The organism is Pseudomonas palleroniana, assembly GCF_022836895.1.
GTDB classification, from domain to species: domain Bacteria; phylum Pseudomonadota; class Gammaproteobacteria; order Pseudomonadales; family Pseudomonadaceae; genus Aquipseudomonas; species Aquipseudomonas palleroniana.
On the sequence record NZ_CP092411.1, the window covers coordinates 1,274,983 to 1,292,875 of the forward strand.

Annotated in this window: 19 protein-coding genes and 1 pseudogene; 9 read left to right on the forward strand and 11 right to left on the reverse strand. The window is 59.5% G+C overall.

What is annotated here, in order from left to right; all coding sequences use genetic code 11:
• Window positions 1-159: 159 nt before the first annotated feature.
• From MJP36_RS05760 to exaC, 11 genes and pseudogenes are all read right to left on the reverse strand, one after another.
• A complete protein-coding gene (locus MJP36_RS05760) occupies window positions 160-1,401 on the reverse strand; it encodes a tyrosine-type recombinase/integrase (RefSeq protein ID WP_110969120.1) in 1,242 nt (413 codons plus the stop codon).
• Window positions 1,402-1,759: 358 nt separating this feature from the next.
• Entirely contained in the window at window positions 1,760-2,530 is a 771-nt protein-coding gene (locus tag MJP36_RS05765) for a LexA family transcriptional regulator (RefSeq protein WP_244385022.1), read from the reverse strand.
• 213 nt (window positions 2,531-2,743) lie between these two features.
• The gene (gene ppa / locus MJP36_RS05770) at window positions 2,744-3,271 is read right to left on the reverse strand and encodes an inorganic diphosphatase (protein WP_003176323.1); all 528 of its coding nucleotides are present in this window, start codon (window positions 3,269-3,271) and stop codon (window positions 2,744-2,746) included.
• Window positions 3,272-3,380: 109 nt separating this feature from the next.
• Window positions 3,381-4,196 carry a M90 family metallopeptidase gene (locus tag MJP36_RS05775; protein ID WP_060754750.1) on the reverse strand — a complete coding sequence of 272 codons (816 nt, stop codon included), beginning with the start codon at window positions 4,194-4,196 and terminating at the stop codon, window positions 3,381-3,383.
• Window positions 4,197-4,202: 6 nt separating this feature from the next.
• Entirely contained in the window at window positions 4,203-4,856 is a 654-nt protein-coding gene (locus MJP36_RS05780) for a DedA family protein (RefSeq protein ID WP_060754749.1), read from the reverse strand.
• Window positions 4,857-5,181: 325 nt separating this feature from the next.
• Window positions 5,182-5,640 (reverse strand): GNAT family N-acetyltransferase, encoded by a 459-nt coding sequence (locus tag MJP36_RS05785; RefSeq protein ID WP_060754748.1) that lies wholly within the window; start codon window positions 5,638-5,640, stop codon window positions 5,182-5,184.
• Between the two features lie 89 nt (window positions 5,641-5,729).
• The gene (eutC, locus tag MJP36_RS05790) at window positions 5,730-6,569 is read right to left on the reverse strand and encodes an ethanolamine ammonia-lyase subunit EutC (RefSeq protein ID WP_104996073.1); all 840 of its coding nucleotides are present in this window, start codon (window positions 6,567-6,569) and stop codon (window positions 5,730-5,732) included.
• Entirely contained in the window at window positions 6,566-7,960 is a 1,395-nt protein-coding gene (locus MJP36_RS05795) for an ethanolamine ammonia-lyase subunit EutB (RefSeq protein WP_161548436.1), read from the reverse strand. The genes eutC and MJP36_RS05795 overlap by 4 nt, the downstream gene beginning before the upstream one ends.
• Window positions 7,961-8,013: 53 nt before the next feature.
• Entirely contained in the window at window positions 8,014-9,447 is a 1,434-nt protein-coding gene (gene eat, locus MJP36_RS05800) for an ethanolamine permease (protein WP_244385023.1), read from the reverse strand.
• A gap of 52 nt (window positions 9,448-9,499) precedes the next feature.
• A pseudogene (locus MJP36_RS05805) lies at window positions 9,500-9,589 on the reverse strand (outer membrane lipoprotein carrier protein LolA); the annotation flags it as partial.
• A gap of 31 nt (window positions 9,590-9,620) precedes the next feature.
• Window positions 9,621-11,141 carry an acetaldehyde dehydrogenase ExaC gene (exaC, locus tag MJP36_RS05810; protein WP_104996070.1) on the reverse strand — a complete coding sequence of 507 codons (1,521 nt, stop codon included), beginning with the start codon at window positions 11,139-11,141 and terminating at the stop codon, window positions 9,621-9,623.
• Window positions 11,142-11,412: 271 nt separating this feature from the next.
• Between exaC and MJP36_RS05815 the strand changes: the two genes are divergently transcribed.
• The 9 genes from MJP36_RS05815 to MJP36_RS28040 all read left to right on the forward strand — a co-directional run bounded on the left by MJP36_RS05815 (window position 11,413) and on the right by MJP36_RS28040 (window position 17,856).
• Complete coding sequence (locus tag MJP36_RS05815; protein WP_244385024.1) at window positions 11,413-13,344, forward strand: sigma-54-dependent Fis family transcriptional regulator; 1,932 nt, start codon at window positions 11,413-11,415, stop codon at window positions 13,342-13,344.
• 98 nt (window positions 13,345-13,442) lie between these two features.
• Window positions 13,443-14,366 (forward strand): hypothetical protein, encoded by a 924-nt coding sequence (locus MJP36_RS05820; RefSeq protein ID WP_060754742.1) that lies wholly within the window; start codon window positions 13,443-13,445, stop codon window positions 14,364-14,366.
• Window positions 14,367-14,519: 153 nt separating this feature from the next.
• Window positions 14,520-15,869 carry a UDP-N-acetylmuramate:L-alanyl-gamma-D-glutamyl-meso-diaminopimelate ligase gene (gene mpl / locus MJP36_RS05825; protein ID WP_090365629.1) on the forward strand — a complete coding sequence of 450 codons (1,350 nt, stop codon included), beginning with the start codon at window positions 14,520-14,522 and terminating at the stop codon, window positions 15,867-15,869.
• Window positions 15,866-16,495, forward strand: coding sequence for a flavin prenyltransferase UbiX (gene ubiX, locus MJP36_RS05830; protein WP_060754740.1), 630 nt, complete (start codon window positions 15,866-15,868; stop codon window positions 16,493-16,495). Before mpl ends, ubiX begins: the two co-directional genes overlap by 4 nt.
• The gene (locus tag MJP36_RS05835) at window positions 16,488-16,772 is read left to right on the forward strand and encodes a YceK/YidQ family lipoprotein (RefSeq protein WP_060754739.1); all 285 of its coding nucleotides are present in this window, start codon (window positions 16,488-16,490) and stop codon (window positions 16,770-16,772) included. Before ubiX ends, MJP36_RS05835 begins: the two co-directional genes overlap by 8 nt.
• Window positions 16,773-17,000: 228 nt before the next feature.
• On the forward strand, window positions 17,001-17,105 hold the full coding sequence (locus tag MJP36_RS28025) for a hypothetical protein (RefSeq protein ID WP_425226331.1): 105 nt from the start codon (window positions 17,001-17,003) through the stop codon (window positions 17,103-17,105).
• Between the two features lie 120 nt (window positions 17,106-17,225).
• Window positions 17,226-17,354, forward strand: a complete 129-nt coding sequence (locus MJP36_RS28030) for a YceK/YidQ family lipoprotein (RefSeq protein ID WP_161548434.1) — start codon at window positions 17,226-17,228, stop codon at window positions 17,352-17,354.
• A gap of 124 nt (window positions 17,355-17,478) precedes the next feature.
• Entirely contained in the window at window positions 17,479-17,607 is a 129-nt protein-coding gene (locus tag MJP36_RS28035) for a YceK/YidQ family lipoprotein (RefSeq protein ID WP_372241666.1), read from the forward strand.
• A gap of 120 nt (window positions 17,608-17,727) precedes the next feature.
• Window positions 17,728-17,856, forward strand: a complete 129-nt coding sequence (locus tag MJP36_RS28040; protein WP_145977743.1) for a YceK/YidQ family lipoprotein — start codon at window positions 17,728-17,730, stop codon at window positions 17,854-17,856.
• The last annotated feature ends 37 nt before the right edge of the window (window positions 17,857-17,893 follow it).

Here is a 17,893-nt window from a genome sequence, read left to right on the forward strand (position 1 = left end):
AGGGAGGCTACGCATCCCTGCTTAAAGGGACCTGGCTTTTTAAAGTCGATAACCATAGATCTCGTGGTCCTACACCGATGTTGATTTCGCCGCAGTTGCGGGATTGTCTCCTTGATAGATGCGCCCCAAAGTCCGATGCATTCAGCGGTCGCAGCCTCATCATTCCCCCGATGTATCGCGTAGGGCCTCATCCGCGTGTTCAGGTGTGGATGTAGCGTAGATGGCCCACGCGTGCATCAGCTCCCGTCGCTTATCAAAAAAGTCTGATCGAGAGTATGCGCTTTCGGTTTCCCCGCGCTCGTCGTGGGCCAGCGCGAGCTCGCAGATATCTCTCGGGAAATGAGTCTTTTCACCTGCCCAATCTCGAAAGGTTGAGCGGAAACCATGACGAGTGATGTGCTCATAACCCAGTGCATGTAGCAGATTGCGAATTCCATTAGCGTGCATCACGCCGCTTCGGCCGTGGCCAGGGAAAACGTAGGGACTTCTCGCGTTGATTTTCGGAAGGCCCTTCAGAAGTGAGACCACCTCTGGGGCCAAGGGGATCGCGAACGCTTGCCGGGTTTTCATGCGCTCATCAGGCAAGGACCATCGACCCGACTTCAAGTCAAACTCATCCCAGCGTGCGAATCGGACCATATGCGAGCGAGCGCCGGTTAGAATCAGTAACTGGGCCGCGACAGACACGTGGTTGGAGTCCTTGCGTAAGGCTTCCATGAGCTTCGGCAGGTCCTGCCATTTCAGCGCTGGATGATGCTGGCGTTTGCGAGCTTTCTTCTTCTCTTGCCGGCTGAGCAGGTTTTCCAGATGGCCGCGCCAACGAGCAGGATTCTCTCCGGTTCTGAGACCTCGGGCTCCGGCGGCGTCTAGGATTTGTTCGATTTGCCCACGTACTTCGTCGGCCGTCCGCGTTTTGGTTGACCATAGTGGCTGCAGGGCCTTGATCAGATGTTTGGTCTCGATCTGGTCAGCTGACAGCTTCCCTATTGTAGGGAAGGCATAGAGCTCTAGTTTCCGCAGCCAGCCCTTACGCCATTTCTCCGACCAGCTCGAACCATGGACATCTCGATAGTCGGTGGCCAATTTCTCAAAGGTAATCAGCTGCGCCTGTTCTCGGCGTTCAGCTTCCCGTTGAGCGGCTTGTTCAGCCTGTCGTTTTGCGAGTGGGTCAGTGCCTTTGAAGATCTGGGCTTTGTTTTCATAGGCGGCCGCGCGGGCCATTTTTAGATCGAGCTGGGGGTAGCCACCCAATCCCATCTCCCGTCGTTTGCCGTGTAGCTGAAACCGCAGCACCCAGTTTTTTCGCCCTGTAGCTTTGACGATAAGGCGCAGCCCTTCACCGTCTTCGTAGGTGCCTGGCTCGGTCACGTTTTCGACATACTTTGCGGTCAGCTTGCCCATCTTTTCGGCCCTCTGGTCCCCCACTTGATCCCCCACTTGGTTGTGGAAGACGATGGATGAAAACGGAAGTCACGGGAATAAAAGTAGGCTTAAACCCTTGATCTAGCAAGGCTCTCGCGATTTTCAGTAGATGAGGGTGGCTTTCAAAAAGACATTAAAAAGCCGGCTTGTGGCCGGCTTCTCGGGGACTGCCTCAGCTTGTTTTTGACAAACCTCAGCAGCCTTCAAATCGCTCAGCCAACATCGCGTCTGGCTGAATAGTAGGGGCGTCCGCGGGAACTCCTCCGCTTCGCCTGGCAGGGTGTGTGGCTGAAAGCCTCCCCTGCCCAATGTGCCGCGCATGATACCCACATTCACCTCAATTGCCCACCTCCGGTTCCGATTTAGAGCCTTCCCAGCCCAAAAGCTGGTCATCCAGCGGCACGGGTGGGCGGCGATTGTTGAGGGTGGACCACCAGAATACCCAGCCCACGATCTCAAAGTTCTGTTCGAAGCGTTGTTCGTAGGTGAGGTATTCGTCGGGGTGTTCGGCAGCGTTGTGGCTGCGCATGCGCAGGCCGCCGCCGGGGCGGTTGTAGAGGTATTTGATGCGTAGCATGCCGTCGTGCAAGACGGCGTAGATTTCGCCGTCGATGATTTGGGTGCGGCCACGGTCGACGGCGAGGGTGGCGCCTTGTTGGATGATCTCGATCATGCTGTTGTCGACCATGTAGGCGCCACAGGCGCGGTCGGGGTTCACTGTGAGGAGGTCGAGGGTGTGCCGGGAGACGCGGATGCGCTCGGTTGAGGTAAATGTGGGGTGGAGGGGGATCTCCACGTCGAGTTTTTCCGCAGGGCAGGCCGGGCCTGTGAGGTATTTGCCGCTGTCTTCGCGGGTGAGTGCAGTCCTTGCAGTGGGGCCGTCCAACAGGAAGTTGGCCGGTGGATGTTTGGGGCCCAGGCCGGTGTTCAGCCACCGGCTGGAGACGCATAACAGCTCTGCGATCTCGTTGAGTCGGCCCATGGGGACGCCGCGCTTGAACCAGTTGTTCACGTGTTGAGGCGTGACGCCGCGGTTCTTGGCGAAGTCGGAGGCGGAAAGATGAACTTCCCGTAATAGCGCTTTTAAACGATCACCTGATGTATTCATAAACGCAGAGTTTACTGGCCGGAAAAACTAATCAAATAAACTATGCGTTGAATTGCGCCTGTAGGCTTTTACTGGGTTGTAGCCGGATTTTTCTATAGTTCCAAGGTATTAAACAGGGTTAGTTGTTAGTTGAACTTGGTGTTTAATTTTATGCATAAAAAAGCCCCGAATAGTCGGGGCTTTTTGTATTGCCGAAGCAATGAAGAGCCGGTATCAGCCTTTGTAGGCGGCAACCGACTTCATGATCTCGGCGCGGGCGGCGTCTGCGTTGCCCCAACCGTCGATCTTCACCCATTTGCCTTTTTCGAGGTCTTTGTAGTTCTCGAAGAAGTGCTTGATCTGTTCCAGCAACAGTGGTGGCAGGTCGGTGTATTCCTTCACGTCCACGTACAGCTGGGACAGCTTGTCGTGGGGGACTGCGATAACTTTGGCATCGCCGCCGCCGTCGTCGGTCATGTTCAGGATGCCGACCGGGCGTGCACGGATAACCGAGCCTGGGGTCACCGGGTAAGGGGTTACCACCAGCACGTCGAGGGGGTCACCGTCGTCAGCCAGAGTGTTAGGGATGAAACCGTAGTTGGCCGGGTAGAACATTGGGGTGGCCATGAAACGGTCAACGAACAGGCAGTCGCTGTCTTTGTCGATTTCGTATTTGATCGGCGCGTGGTTGGCCGGAATCTCGATGGCGACGTAGATGTCGTTCGGCAGGTCTTTGCCAGCCGGAATCTTGCTGTAGCTCATTGGGCGTTGCCCCCGTTAATTGGCCAAGAAACTTGGCCGGATTGACCTAAAAGTGGCGGCGATTATAGGCATATTCTGACGCTGATGCCATGCGCCAGACGTCGTAAGCTCATTCGCCGTGCGGCGAGTAGCGCGGGTCATGGGCTTGCAGCCGGACCAGGCGTTCCAGCGGGTCCTGGCGGTAAAAACGGCTGAGTTGCGCGTATACCTGCGGATAATGGCTGACCAGTAAATCCGGGGCACTGAAGAAATATTCGCTGGTGACGGCGAAGAACTCCGCCGGGTTTTCGGCGGCGTAGGGGTCGATCTCGGTTTCGGCGTCCGGGTTGGCGTCCAGCTGGCGATTGAGGTCATCAAACGCGCTTTGCATCACGCTGGCCCATTCCTGCACGCGCATATCGTGATGCAGCGGCGGCAGGCCGTTGGCGTCGCCGTTGAGCATGTCGAGTTTGTGCGCCAGTTCGTGGATCACCAGGTTGTAACCTTCCCAGTTGCCGCTGGCGAGGACGCCGGGCCAGGCGAGGATCACCGGGCCTTGTTGCCAGGCCTCGCCGCTGTGTTCGCCGTCCCATTCATGCTCGACGCCGCTGGCATCGCGATGGCGCTGCGGGCTCAGGAAGTCGTCGGGGTACAGCACGATTTCATGGAAGCCCTGGTACCAGTCCAGGTCTCCCAGGTTCATCAAGGGCAGTTGCGCCTGGGCGGCGAGCAGCAGGCGTTGTTCCTGATGCAGTTCGACGCCGGGCAGGGCGGTGAGGTGCTTTTCGGCGAGGAACACCACGCAGGCTTCGCGCAGCCACTGGTCTTGCTCGGCGCTGATGCCGTCGAGGAAGGTCAGGTGGTGGCGCACCCGTTGCCAGGTGTCATCGGCAATCGGGTGCTTGGCCAGCAGGCGCCGGCGACGCCAGGCGCTGAGGGACCACATCGGTGATCAGGGCTTGGCTTCGGAGGAAGCGTTGCCGAAGCGGCTGCGGATCACGCCGATGATCATCGGCACCAGGGACAACAGAATGATGAACACCACCAGCAACGACAGGTTTTTCTTGATAAAGGGCACGTTGCCGAAGAAGTAACCCAAGGTTACCAGGCCTCCGACCCAGATCACGGTGCCGAACACGCTGAACCCGAAGAAGCGTGGGTAAGGCATCTTGGCGATACCGGCGACGAACGGTGCAAAGGTGCGCAGGATCGGCAGGAAACGCGCCAGGGTCACGGTTTTGCCGCCGTGCTTGTCGTAGAAATCGTGAGTCTTTTGCAGGTAGTCGCGGCGGAAGATCTTCGAGTTCGGGTTACTGAACAAGCGTTCTCCCGCCGTTCGTCCGATCACATAGTTGGTGCTGTCCCCCAGGATCGCCGCCAACATCAACAGGCCGGCCAGCAACACCGGGTCCATGCCGCCACCTGCGGCGACGGCGCCGGCGATGAACAGCAGCGAATCCCCTGGCAGGAATGGCATGACCACCAGGCCGGTTTCACAAAAAATAACCAGGAACAAAATGGCGTAGATCCACACACCGTAGTTTTTCACCAGCATGTCGAGGTACACGTCGAGATGCAGGATAAGGTCGAGCGGGTTGAAATCCATGAAAGGCACCTGTGTGAATGGCCCGGCTCAGCAGGCCAGTGCGGGGGGGCTACGGTTAAGTTGGGCTACAAGCTTATGTCGTGATTCTTACAACCGAAAGAGGCCCGCATTATACGGATCGGCAAGTGAAAAGCGTGTTGGTTTTGTAGCGGGGGATGTCGCGATTATCAAAGCTATACATCAATTCAGGTGCGGGAGATGTGGGAGGGGGCTTGCTCCCGATAGCGGTAGATCAGCCAATCAATGTGTCGATAGACACTGCGCTATCGGGAGCAAGCCCCCTCCCACAGGTCACCTTCCACAGGTGATTGAGGGTGTTCTGCGGTCAGTCTTCACTGATCGGCAATACATAGTTCTTGAACTCGGTGTCTTCACGAAACCCGATCGACTCGTAGGTCTTCTGCGCCACCTTATTGTCACTGCTGGTGGATACTCGCAGCCGCACCGCCTGGGTTTCCTTGGCCATCTTCTTCGCCGTGCGCATCAGGTTGTCCGCCACCAGTTGGCGGCGGGCGTCTTCGGCGACGTAGATGTCGTTGAGAATCCACACGCGCTTGAGCGACAACGACGAAAAGCTTGGGTACAGCTGGCAGAACCCGAGCAGTTTCTTGTCGTCGTCATCCGCCAGGGCCAGATAGATCACCGACTCCTTCCGGCGCAGGCGCTTTTCCAGGAAGTTTCGCGAGGAGTCCGGGAACGGCAATGCGCCGTAGAATTCGCGGTATTTGACGAACAGGGGCGTCAGCAGGTCCAGGTGTTCCAGGGTCGCTTGAGTAATCCGCATGTCAGGCCTCGACGTCAAATGGGGGGATGACCACGCAAGCGGCCGTGACTCGATGCTGCCTAATGGCGCTAAAAAGCGCAATCATGCGGCTATCGGTCATCCGCTGGGCTAAGCAGGAAATTCCCTTTCATCAGGTCCGGATCATCCGACTCGATGGTCTGAACCTGCGCCTCGTCCTTGAGGTTGACGCCCGACAGTTGCCGGCGGCACGCCTCTTTCATCAAGTAAAGCAGGCGATGAGCCGCCATGCCGTAACTGAGCCCCTCCAGGCGCACATTCGAGATGCAATTACGGTAAGCGTCGGTGAGGCCTACCTTGGGGTTGTAGGTGAAATACAGCCCCAGGCTGTCTGGCGAGCTTAGCCCTGGACGTTCGCCGATCAGGATCACCACCATCTTGGCGCCGAGCAATTGGCCGATTTCGTCGGCCACCGCCACACGGCCCTGTTCCACCAGAATGACGGGAGATAAAGACCAGCCTTCGGCGTGGGTCTGTTCTTCCATGCGCGTCAGAAATGGCAGCGTGTGTTTATGCACCGCCAGCGCCGACAAACCATCCGCGACCACCACGGCCAGGTCGACCCCGCCAGGGTGGGCGCTCGCGTAGTCGCGCAACTGTTGCGCCGAGTCATCGCTCAGGCGTCGCCCCAGGTCCGGGCGTTGCAGGTACATATGCCGGTCGACGGCGGCGCTGTGCAGCAACAGGCTGTCACGGCCACGTTCGGCCAGTTGGCGGCTCAGGCCGGCGTGGTCGAAGGGCAAGTGCACCGCGTCACGCGCCTGGGCGTGGGCGAATTGAAAATCCAGCTGCGCCTGGGTGGGAATGCTGGTGCCGGTGCGGCCCAGCGCAATGCGCGCCGGCGTCAGGCGGCGCAGTTCCAACCAGGGGTTGTCGGGGAGTTCTACGGGTTGCACAGGCGGCTCCTTCATCCCAATTGCGCCAAGGCGTGGCGAAACGCTGGTGGCAGGCTGTTGCCGAAGTGCACCTTGCCGTCGGCTTGCGTGAAGATGCCCATTTTCGCCAGCCACTGTTCAAACTCCGGTGCCGGTTTCAGCCCCAGGGTCTGGCGGGCGTACAAGGCATCGTGGAACGAGGTGGTCTGGTAGTTGAGCATGATGTCGTCGGAGCCCGGGATGCCCATGATGAAGTTGATCCCGGCCACACCCAGCAGGGTCAGCAGGGTGTCCATGTCATCCTGGTCGGCTTCGGCGTGGTTGGTGTAGCAGATGTCGCAGCCCATCGGCACGCCCAGCAATTTGCCGCAGAAGTGATCTTCAAGGCCGGCGCGGATGATCTGTTTGCCGTTGTACAGGTACTCCGGGCCGATAAATCCTACGACTGTGTTGACCAAAAATGGCTTGAAATGCCGCGCCACGGCGTAGGCACGGGTTTCGCAGGTTTGCTGGTCCACGCCAAAGTGTGCGTTGGCCGACAAGGCACTGCCCTGGCCGGTTTCGAAATACATCAGGTTCTGGCCCAACGTGCCGCGGTTCAGGCTCAGGCCGGCGTCGTAACCTTCCTGCAGCACGCTCAGGCTGATGCCGAAACTGGCGTTGGCCGCCTCGGTACCGGCAATCGACTGAAACACCAGGTCCAGCGGCACGCCACGGTTGATCGCCTCGATGGAGGTGGTGACATGGGTGAGCACGCAGGCTTGGGTGGGGATTTCGTAGCGTTGGATGATCGCGTCGAGCATTTCCAGCATGGCGCAGATCGAGGCGATGCTGTCGGTGGCCGGGTTGATGCCGATCATGGCGTCGCCATTGCCATAGAGCAGGCCATCGAGAATGCTCGCGGCGATGCCCGCCGGTTCATCCGTCGGGTGGTTGGGTTGCAGGCGGGTGGATAAGCGCCCGCGCAGGCCCAGGGTGCCGCGAAACTTTGTGACCACGCGGATCTTCTGCGCCACCAGCACCAGGTCCTGCACGCGCATGATCTTCGATACGGCGGCGGCCATTTCGGGTGTCAGCCCTGGCGCCAGGGCGCGTAGGGATTGTTCATCGGCGGCCTCGCTGAGCAGCCAATCGCGCAGGCCACCGACGGTCAGGTGGCTGACGGCGGCAAACGCCTGTTGATCATGGGTGTCGATGATCAACCGGGTGACTTCATCGCTTTCATACGGGATCAGCGCTTCCTGCAGAAAGTGCTTCAGCGGGATATTCGCCAACGCCATCTGCGCGGCCACCCGTTCACCGTCGTTCTGCGCGGCCACGCCGGCAAGAAAGTCCCCGGAGCGTGCAGGGCTGGCCTTGGCCATCACGTCCTTGAGGCTGTCAAAGCGGTAGGTTTGTGTACCCACCGCGTGAGAAAAACTTGCCATACAGTGTCTCCTTGGCGGCACGGGCAAGGCGCCCGCGCCGAGGTTTACGGCATTCAGTGCAAGGCGGCTTCCGCGGCCTGGATCGCCGCGAATTCCTCTTCCGGCGTGCCTGCTACCAAGTGATGCCGGCTGTAGAAAGCAAAGTAAGCAATTAATACTCCATAGATGATCGCGGCGCCAATGACGACGCGAGGGTCGACCAGAAAGCCCGCCACCACGGCCACGCAGGCCAGCACCAGGGCGACACCCGAGGTAAAGATCCCGCCCGGTGTGCGGTACGGACGGTCCATTTTGGGGCGGCGGATGCGCAAGGTGATGTGCGCGGCCATCATCAGTACGTAGGAAATGGTCGCGCCAAACACCGCCACCAGAATCAGCAAATCACCCTGGCCGGTCAGCGACAGGCCGAAGCCGATGATGCCGGGGATCACCAAGGCAAAGACCGGTGCTTTGCTTTTGGTGGTCTGGGACAGTTTGCGCGGCAGGTAACCGGCGCGGGACAGGGCGAAGATCTGCCGCGAATACGCGTAGATGATCGAGAAAAAGCTGGCGATCAGCCCGGCCAGGCCGACCAGGTTGACGAAGCCGCCCATCCAGGTCGAACCGCCGTAGGACAGCGCCAGCGCTTCAACCAGCGGGTTACCCGACTTGATTAGCGCATAAGTGCCCGCGCCGCCGGGTGCAATGACCAGAATCAGCAAGGCGAAACTGGTCAGCACCACAATGGCGCCGATCAGGCCCCGAGGCAGGTCGCGCTTGGGGTTCTTGGTTTCTTCGGCGGCCAGGGGCACGCCCTCTACGGCGAGGAAAAACCAGATCGCATAGGGGATAGCCGCCCACACCCCGACGTAGCCGAAGGGCAGGAAGGTGCTGGCGCCCTTGGCTTGCGTCACTGGGATATCCAGCAGGTTGGCGATGTTGAAGTGCGGCGCCATCGACACCAGGAACACCCCCAGGGCAATGGCCGCAATGGCGGTGATCACAAACATCAGCTTCAGCGCTTCGCCCACGCCGAAGATGTGGATGCCGATAAAAATGATGTAGAACGCGAGGTAAATCATCCAGCCGCCAATGCCGAACAGCGACTCGCAATAAGCCCCGATAAACACCGCGATGGCGGCGGGCGCAATGGCGTATTCAATCAGGATGGCGGTGCCCGTGAGGAACCCGCCCCAAGGGCCGAAGGCACTGCGGGCAAACCCGTAGCCGCCGCCGGCGGTGGGGATCATCGAGGACAGTTCGGCTAGGGAAAAACACATGCACAGGTACATGGTGGCCATCAGCAATGTCGCCAGGAACATGCCGCCCCAGCCACCTTGGGCCAGGCCGAAGTTCCAGCCGGCGTAGTCGCCGGAGATGACATAGGCAACGCCAAGGCCGACCAGCAGCACCCAGCCGGCGGCGCCTTTTTTCAGTTCGCGTTGTTGGAAGTATTCGGAGTCGACTTTTTCGAAGTCGACGGAAGATCCAGTAGGTTCGCTAGGCATGGGATAGTACCCTTCATTCTTATTGTTTTGATCCCGACAGGTTGCCGCCGGGTAATGTAGGAGCGAGCTTGCTCGCGAAAAACCTGAGTGCGCCGCGGGTAGCCAGGCTGCCCGCGTAATCGTTAACGTTCTTCGCGAGCAAGCTCGCTCCTACAGAGGGCGGGTTGTCGGGGTTAGAAAAAGCCCAACGGATTAATGTCGTAACTGACCAGCAGGTTTTTAGTCTGCTGGTAGTGATCCAACATCATCTTGTGCGTTTCCCGGCCCACGCCGGATTTCTTGTAACCGCCAAACGCGGCATGCGCCGGGTACAGGTGGTAGCAGTTGGTCCACACGCGACCGGCCTTGATCGCCCGGCCCATGCGGTAGGCGCGGTTGATGTCGCGGGTCCATACACCGGCCCCCAGGCCGAACTCGGTGTCGTTGGCAATGGCCAGGGCTTCGGCTTCGTCCTTGAAGGTGGTGATGCTCACCACTGGGCCGAAGATTTCTTCCTGGAACACGCGCATCTGGTTATTGCCCTTGAGCAGGGTCGGCTGGATGTAATAGCCGCCGGCCATGTCGCCGCTGAGCTGCTCGACCTTACCGCCGGTCAGCAGTTGCGCACCTTCGCCCTTGGCGATATCCAGATAGGACAGGATCTTGTCGAACTGCTGCTCGGACGCCTGGGCGCCGACCATGGTGTCGGTGTCCAGCGGGTCGCCCCGTTTGATCTGTTCGATCTTCTTCATCACCACCTTCATGAAGTCGTCGTAGATCGACTCTTGCACCAGCGCCCGCGACGGGCAGGTGCACACTTCACCTTGGTTGAAGAACGCCAGCACCAGGCCTTCGGCGGCTTTTTCGATAAACGAAGGCTCGGCCTTCATGATGTCTTCGAAGAAGATGTTCGGCGACTTGCCGCCCAGCTCAACGGTGGACGGAATAATGTTGGTGGCCGCCGCATGCATGATGTGCGAGCCCACCGGCGTGGAACCGGTAAAGGCGATCTTGGCGATGCGCTTGCTGGTGGCCAGGGCTTCGCCGGCTTCTTTGCCGAAGCCGTGCACCACGTTCAGCACGCCCGGCGGCAGCAGGTCGCCGATCACTTCCAGCAGCACGTTGATCCCCAGCGGGGTTTGCTCGGCAGGCTTGAGCACCACGCAGTTGCCGGCGGCCAGGGCCGGGGCGAGTTTCCACGCGGCCATCAGCAGCGGGAAGTTCCACGGGATGATCTGGCCGACCACGCCCAGGGGTTCGTGGAAGTGGTAAGCGGCGGTGTGTTCGTTGATTTCGGCGCTGGTGCCTTCCTGGGCTCGGATGCAACCGGCGAAGTAGCGAAAGTGGTCGGCCGCCAGCGGGATGTCGGCGTTGAGGGTTTCACGCACGGCCTTGCCGTTGTCCCAGGTTTCGGTGATGGCCAGCAGTTCGAGGTTCTGCTCGATGCGGTCGGCGATTTTCAGCAGCACCAGCGAGCGGTCCTGGGCCGAGGTCTTGCCCCAGGCGTCGGCGGCGGCATGGGCGGCGTCCAGCGCCTTGTCGATGTCTTTGGCAGTGGAACGGGGGAATTCGGCGATAGGCTTGCCGTTGACCGGCGAGGTGTTGGTGAAATAGTTGCCCTCGACAGGCGCAACGAATTCGCCACCAATGTAGTTGCCGTACTTGGCCTTGAACGAAACGATCGCGCCTTCAGTACCGGGGTGTGCGTAACGCATGGTGGGTATCTCCTGGCTTTTATGTTTATTGGAGTGCAGCGCAAAGCGCTTGATAAAGCGTAGAGCAAAGGTTGGGCCACTGCTGCGCGAGCCAGGCAAATCAAGGGGTTAGGGTTTGTTGCAAGGCGTTGCTGTGGCGTACCTGGTACAGGTGGTGTGACAGTTTGTGCCACACGCGATACAGCCTGTGACCGGTGAGTCTGCCCGGGATTGCAATGGTCGGATGGCTGGGGGATGCTGGCTGTTCTCACGCAGGGAGAATAATAAGAACATGCACAATGATCATTTCAGTCGCCATGCCCAGCAAGTCTTGACCGTCACCCGTGGGCAAGACCTTTCCCAGGGCCCGGGCAGCGACCCGTCCATCGCCCGCTCCTGGCTGCGCTGCCTGGAGGACTATCACCTCGACCCCGCCCAGACCCTCGCCCCCACCGTGCTTGAACACGGCCGCCTGCTGGAAAGCCGCGAGCGCCTGCAACAAGTGCTGCACATTGCGGGCAGCGAGATGAACAGCCTGCACCAGCAATTATCGGGCGCCGGCCATGCCGTGCTGCTCACCGATGCACGCGGGGTGATCCTCAACTGTGTGACCGCGCCGTCCGAGCGCAAGATTTTCGAGCGCGCCGGGTTGTGGCTCGGCGCGGATTGGAGCGAGGCCTGTGAGGGCACCAATGGCATCGGCACCTGCCTGGTGGAGCGCCAGTCCCTGACCATTCACCGCGACGAGCATTTTCGCGGCCGTCATACCGGGCTGACCTGCTCGGCGAGCCCGGTGTTCGACCCGCAAGGTGAATTGCTCGCGGTGCTGGATGTGTCATCTGCGCGGGAGGCGGTGTCGCGCCAGAGCCAGTTCCACACCATGGCACTGGTGAACCTGTCGGCGAAGATGATCGAGAGCTGCTATTTCCTGCGGCATTTTGAACATCACTGGCTGTTGCGTTTTCACCTGCAAGCCGAGTCGGTGGGGCTGTTCAGCGAAGGGCTGGTGGCGTTCGATGGCGACGGGCGTATCTGTGCGGTCAATCAGAGCGCATTGAACCTGCTGGGGCAGGGGCGCAGCGGCTTGTTAGGGCAGCCGGTGGAAGCCTATTTCGACTGTTCCCTGGACCAGATGCTTGGGCGGGCCAGCGCCAATGCCACGGCCAGTTGGCCGTTGCGCACCCGTGATGGCCGGCAGTTGTTCGCCGCTGTGAGGGGGCAGTCGCGCAGCGTACCGGTCGCCATGCCGGTTCCTGCGGTGAAGACCGAGCCGCCTCGCCAACCGGGGATCTGCCTGGGCGATCCGGCCCTGCAAAACGATTTTCGCAAGGCGCTGCGGGTTTTCGAGCGCGACGTACCGTTGCTGGTCAGCGGTGAAACCGGGTCCGGCAAGGAAGCGTTCGCCAAGGCCGTGCACCAGGCCAGTCAGCGCGCCGATAAAGCCTTTATCGCCCTCAACTGTGCGGCCATCCCGGAAAGCCTGATTGAAAGTGAACTGTTTGGTTATCGTGCCGGCAGCTTCACTGGTGCCCGTAAGGAAGGCATGCAGGGCAAGTTGCAACAGGCCGACGGGGGCACGCTGTTCCTCGATGAAATCGGTGACATGCCGCTCGCGTTGCAATCGCGGCTCTTGAGGGTGCTGGAAGATCGCATGGTGGTGCCCCTGGGCGGCGAGCCCCAGGCGGTGAATGTCAGAATTGTCAGCGCCACGCACCGCAATCTGATTGAGCGCGTGCAGGAAGGCAGCTTTCGAGAGGACTTGTACTATCGACTGAACGGCCTGGAAGTTTCTTTGCCCGCAGTGCGTGAGCGCAGTGATAAAGAGCAGTTGCTGGCGTTTGTGCTGGAGCAGGAAGCCAGCGGGCAGCCGGTTTCGCTGCACGCCGCAGCGCGCCAGGCACTGTTGGCGTACGCCTGGCCGGGCAATGTGCGGCAGTTGCGTACGGTGTTACGCACGTTGGTCGCGTTGTGCGATGACGAATGGATCGGCCTGGATGACTTGCCCGCCATGATTCGCCAGGCGTCAACGCGCCAAGGCGTGGCGGATGTGCCGTCCCGCTCGATGCTGGAGGATGCCGAGCGCCTGGCGTTGGTCAGCGTCCTGGAACAACAGCGCTGGCAGATGACCCGTGCCGCCGAGCAGTTGGGGGTCAGCCGTAATACCCTCTATCGAAAGTTGCGTAAGTATGGCGTCGAGTTGCGTATTAAACGTGAACAGGGGTAATTATGTAGTTTCTACTGTGTGTGGATATGTGGAACTGGGGAATTTTTTTATCCACTTATTGAGTGCCACTGAATGATTGGCTCAATAAGGTGATTGCTATGAGAATTCCCGCTATTTTTAACCCGTTTAAAAGTGCTCTCCATAAAATCAGCCCGCCAAAAGTCGAGGTACCTGCTGCGGGTACTGCAGGTAAGTACCTACCTGTTCCCCGTACGAACTTGCCCAACGTTCCGTCTGATCCCCATCGAGTGCTAGCTAATCAGAACTTCAAAAAACTCTTGTTGGATATGAAGAGTCCTGGTGCCGCGGGTGCCAAGCTTCCTTCACATTCGCACCCTGCTCCAAAGACGATGGGTGACGTTGTACAGAACATGATCACGGCGGACCGCTTGGTCAAGGCGGGTGTTTTCAAGACCGGGCCAGACTTGAAAACGGTGACCCGCGACGCTTTTGTCAATGCGGCGGTCAATGGGCTGGTCAGCACGCCCCTGAGCATTGCGACCTATGCAGGCTCCGTCTGGAGTGGTGAGCAGATCAAGGGCGCGTTCTCCGCCAATACGCCCTTGTTGCCTGCGGCGCACCAGCCGGCACCCAGCCAACAGTCCAAAGGGGTGGCAGGCTTGGGCAATGAGCTGCCCAAGCCATCGGCGCAAGATCTGCAGTTACGCCTGGAAAACGCGGAATTAAAGCTGCTGTTGACGGTTAATACCATCCAGTCATTTGCCGAGGGAGGTAAGGGGCTTGCGTTGGATAAGTCGGCAGGCTGGCCAACGGAGTCGAGTGCACGTCTTGATCATCTGGAAAAGTTATATGACGCCGCCGAAACTTCCTTGAAAGCGCTCGCCGAACATAACGAGTTCATCTTCAAACCTTATAAAAATCCATTGCTGACGCCTGAAACTTCCATGACATCGCGCCTTGATGTGCTGGATAAGAGAAACGAAGTTATCCAGAAAATGATTGTTCGTATGCTTAATGTCTTGCAGGAAGAGGCGCCTCAGGAATCTGCGCAAGTCGTTTAATAATAGCGTTTGGTCGGGTACTGGCGCAGTGTCCGGGCATTGGACTCCGGGGGAGGGGGCGGCAGCCTGCCAGGGCAAGCGCCGTGTGTAGGTAAAAGAGTGCCATTTGCCCCTCCCTGCGCTAACCTGCCTCGATGTTTTACGAGGTCGACTATGCACATTCATATTCTTGGTATCTGCGGCACATTCATGGGTTCGATGGCGGTTCTGGCCAAAGAGCTGGGCCATCATGTCACCGGCTCCGATGCCAACGTCTACCCCCCCATGAGCACGCAACTCGAGGCACAGGGCATCGAGCTGACCCAAGGCTATGACCCGTCGCAATTCGACCCGGTGCCCGACCTGGTAGTGATCGGCAATGCCATGTCCCGTGGCAACCCGGCGGTCGAGTACGTGCTCAATAAAGGTTTGCCTTATGTCTCCGGCCCGCAGTGGCTGGCGGACCATGTGTTGCAAGGCCGCTGGGTGTTGGCGGTGGCCGGCACGCACGGCAAGACCACCACCAGCAGCATGCTGGCCTGGGTGCTGGAGCACGCGGGCATGAGCCCGGGTTTCCTGATCGGCGGTGTACCGCAGAACTTCTCGGTGTCGGCGCGCCTCGGCGATACGCCGTTCTTCGTGATTGAGGCGGATGAGTACGACAGCGCGTTCTTCGACAAGCGTTCCAAATTTGTCCATTACCGCCCGCGCACGGCGATATTGAATAACCTTGAGTTCGATCACGCGGATATCTTCCCTGACCTGGCGGCGATCGAGCGGCAGTTCCATCATCTGGTGCGTACCATCCCGAGTGAAGGCCTGGTTATCCACCCGACCACTGAGCCTGCGTTGCAGCGCGTGATCGAGATGGGCTGCTGGACCCCGGTGCAAACCACCGGCGCGCACGGGCAGTGGCAGGTCAAACTGCTGAGCGACGACGGTTCAAGGTTTGAAGTGCTGTTTGAAGGTGAGTCCCAGGGCATTGTCGATTGGGGCATGACCGGCCAGCACAACGTCGCCAACGCGTTGGTCACCCTGGCGGCGGCACGCCATGTGGGCGTGGTGCCCTCCATGGGGATTGCCGCGTTGAGCGCTTTCAAGAGCGTCAAGCGCCGTATGGAAAAGGTCGCCGAGGTGAATGGGGTGACGATCTACGACGACTTCGCCCACCATCCGACGGCGATTGCCACCACCCTGGACGGCCTGCGCAAACGTGTTGGCGACGCGCCGATCATTGCCATTGTCGAGCCGCGCTCCAACTCGATGAAGCTCGGTGCGCACCGTGATGGCTTGCCGGAAAGCGTCAACGACGCCGATCAGGTGGTCTGGTACGCGCCGGCCAACCTGGGGTGGGATCTGCCGGCCATTGCGGCGCTGTGCACGGTGCCGTCGAAGGTCTGCGACTCGATCGAAGGCATCATCGAACACGTCAAGCAACGGGTCACGCCTGGCACTCACGTCGTGGTGATGAGCAACGGCGGTTTTGGCGGCCTGCACGGTAAATTGGCCGAGGCGCTGAAATGAGCGGCCCCGAGCGCGTCACCCTGGCGATGACCGGCGCCTCCGGCGCGCCCTATGGGCTGCGCCTGCTCGATTGCCTGGTACGCGAAGACCGTGAAGTGCACTTCCTGATCTCCAAGGCGGCGCAGTTGGTGATGGCGACCGAGACCGATGTCGCGCTGCCGGCCAAGGTCCAGACGATGCAGGCGTTCCTCACCGAATACACCGGTGCGGCGGCGGGGCAGATCAAGGTCTACGGCAAAGAAGACTGGATGTCGCCGGTCGCCTCCGGCTCCGGCGCGCCGGCCGCGATGGTGGTGGTGCCGTGTTCCACCGGTACCTTGTCGGCGATTGCGACGGGTGCTTGTAACAACCTGATCGAGCGGGCGGCGGATGTGACGCTGAAGGAGCGTCGCCAGTTGATCCTGGTACCACGCGAAGCGCCGTATTCGAGCATTCACCTGGAACACATGCTGAAGTTGTCGAACATGGGCGTGACCATCTTGCCGGCCTCGCCAGGCTTCTATCACCAGCCGCAGACCATCGATGACCTGGTGGATTTCGTGGTGGCGCGCATTCTGAACCTGCTGAATATTCCCCAGGACATGCTGCCACGTTGGGGTGAACATCATCTGAGCAGTGATGAATAAGGCGCTGTTGCTGTTGCTTGCGTTGCAACTGACGGGCTGCGCGACCGCACGCACGCTGGATGCGGCGCAACCTGGCGCGCCGGTAGTGTATGCCGGCACGCGCTTGGACCTGTATGCAATGAACGGCGGTTGCTGCGCCAAGGACCGGTTTGGCGCTGAGGCCCCGGCTTATCCTGGCGTGGACCTACCGGCAAGCGCAGTCCTGGATACGCTGCTGTTGCCACTGTCGGTGTTGACGGTACTGGGCGTGGGATTCAACGCAACGGGTGGCCTCTGACCTGAGTCTTCAAAACCCCACAAAACCATTGTGGGAGGGGGCTTGCTCTCAATAGCAGTGTGCCAGTCAGCTTATCTGTAACTGACCTGCCGCTATCGGGAGCAAGCCCCCTCCCACAGGGTTTTGTGTTTTCAGGTCTTTAAATGGGTTATTTGCCGAGCTTGCGCAGCTCATCCGACTTCAGCACTCGCACTCCATCCCTGGCATGATCTACCGGCAAGCGCAGTCTTGGATACGCTGTTGTTGCCACTGTCGGGGGCTTCAAAACCCCACAAAACCATTGTGGGAGGGGGCTTGCTCCCGATAGCAGTGTGCCGGTCAGCTTATCTGTAACTGACCTGCCGCTATCGGGAGCAAGCCCCCTCCCACAGGGTTTTGTGTTGCCAGGTCTTTAAATGGGTTATTTGCCGAGCTTGCGCAGCTCATCCGACTTCAACCCGCACTCTCCCTGGCATGGATCTACCGGCAAGCGCAGTTTTGGATACGCTGTTGTTGCCACTGTCGGGGACTTCAAAACACCACAAAATCATTGTGGGAGGGGGCTTGCTCCCGATAGCAGTGTGCCAGTCAGCTTATCTGTAACTGACATACCGCCATCGGGAGCAAGCCCCCTCCCACAGGGTTTTGTGTGTTCAGGTCTTTAAGTGGGTTATTTGCCGAGCTTGCGCAGCTCATCCGACTTCAGCACTCGCACTCCATCCCTGGCATGGATCTACCGGCAAGCGCAGTCTTGGATACGCTGTTGTTGCCACTGTCGGGATCTTCAAAACACCACAAAACCATTGTGGGAGGGGGCTTGCTCCCGATAGCAGTGTGCCAGTCAGCTTATCTGTAACTGACCTGCCGCTATCGGGAGCAAGCCCCCTCCCACAGGGTTTTGTGTTGCCAGGTCTTTAAATGGGTTATTTGCCGAGCTTGCGCAGCTCATCCGACTTCAACCCGCACTCTCCCTGGCATGGATCTACCGGCAAGCGCAGTCTTGGATACGCTGTTGTTGCCACTGTCGGGATCTTCAAAACCCCACAAAACCATTGTGGGAGGGGGCTTGCTCCCGATAGCAGTGTGTCAGTCAGCTTATCTGTAACTGACCTGCCGCTATCGGGAGCAAGCCCCCTCCCACA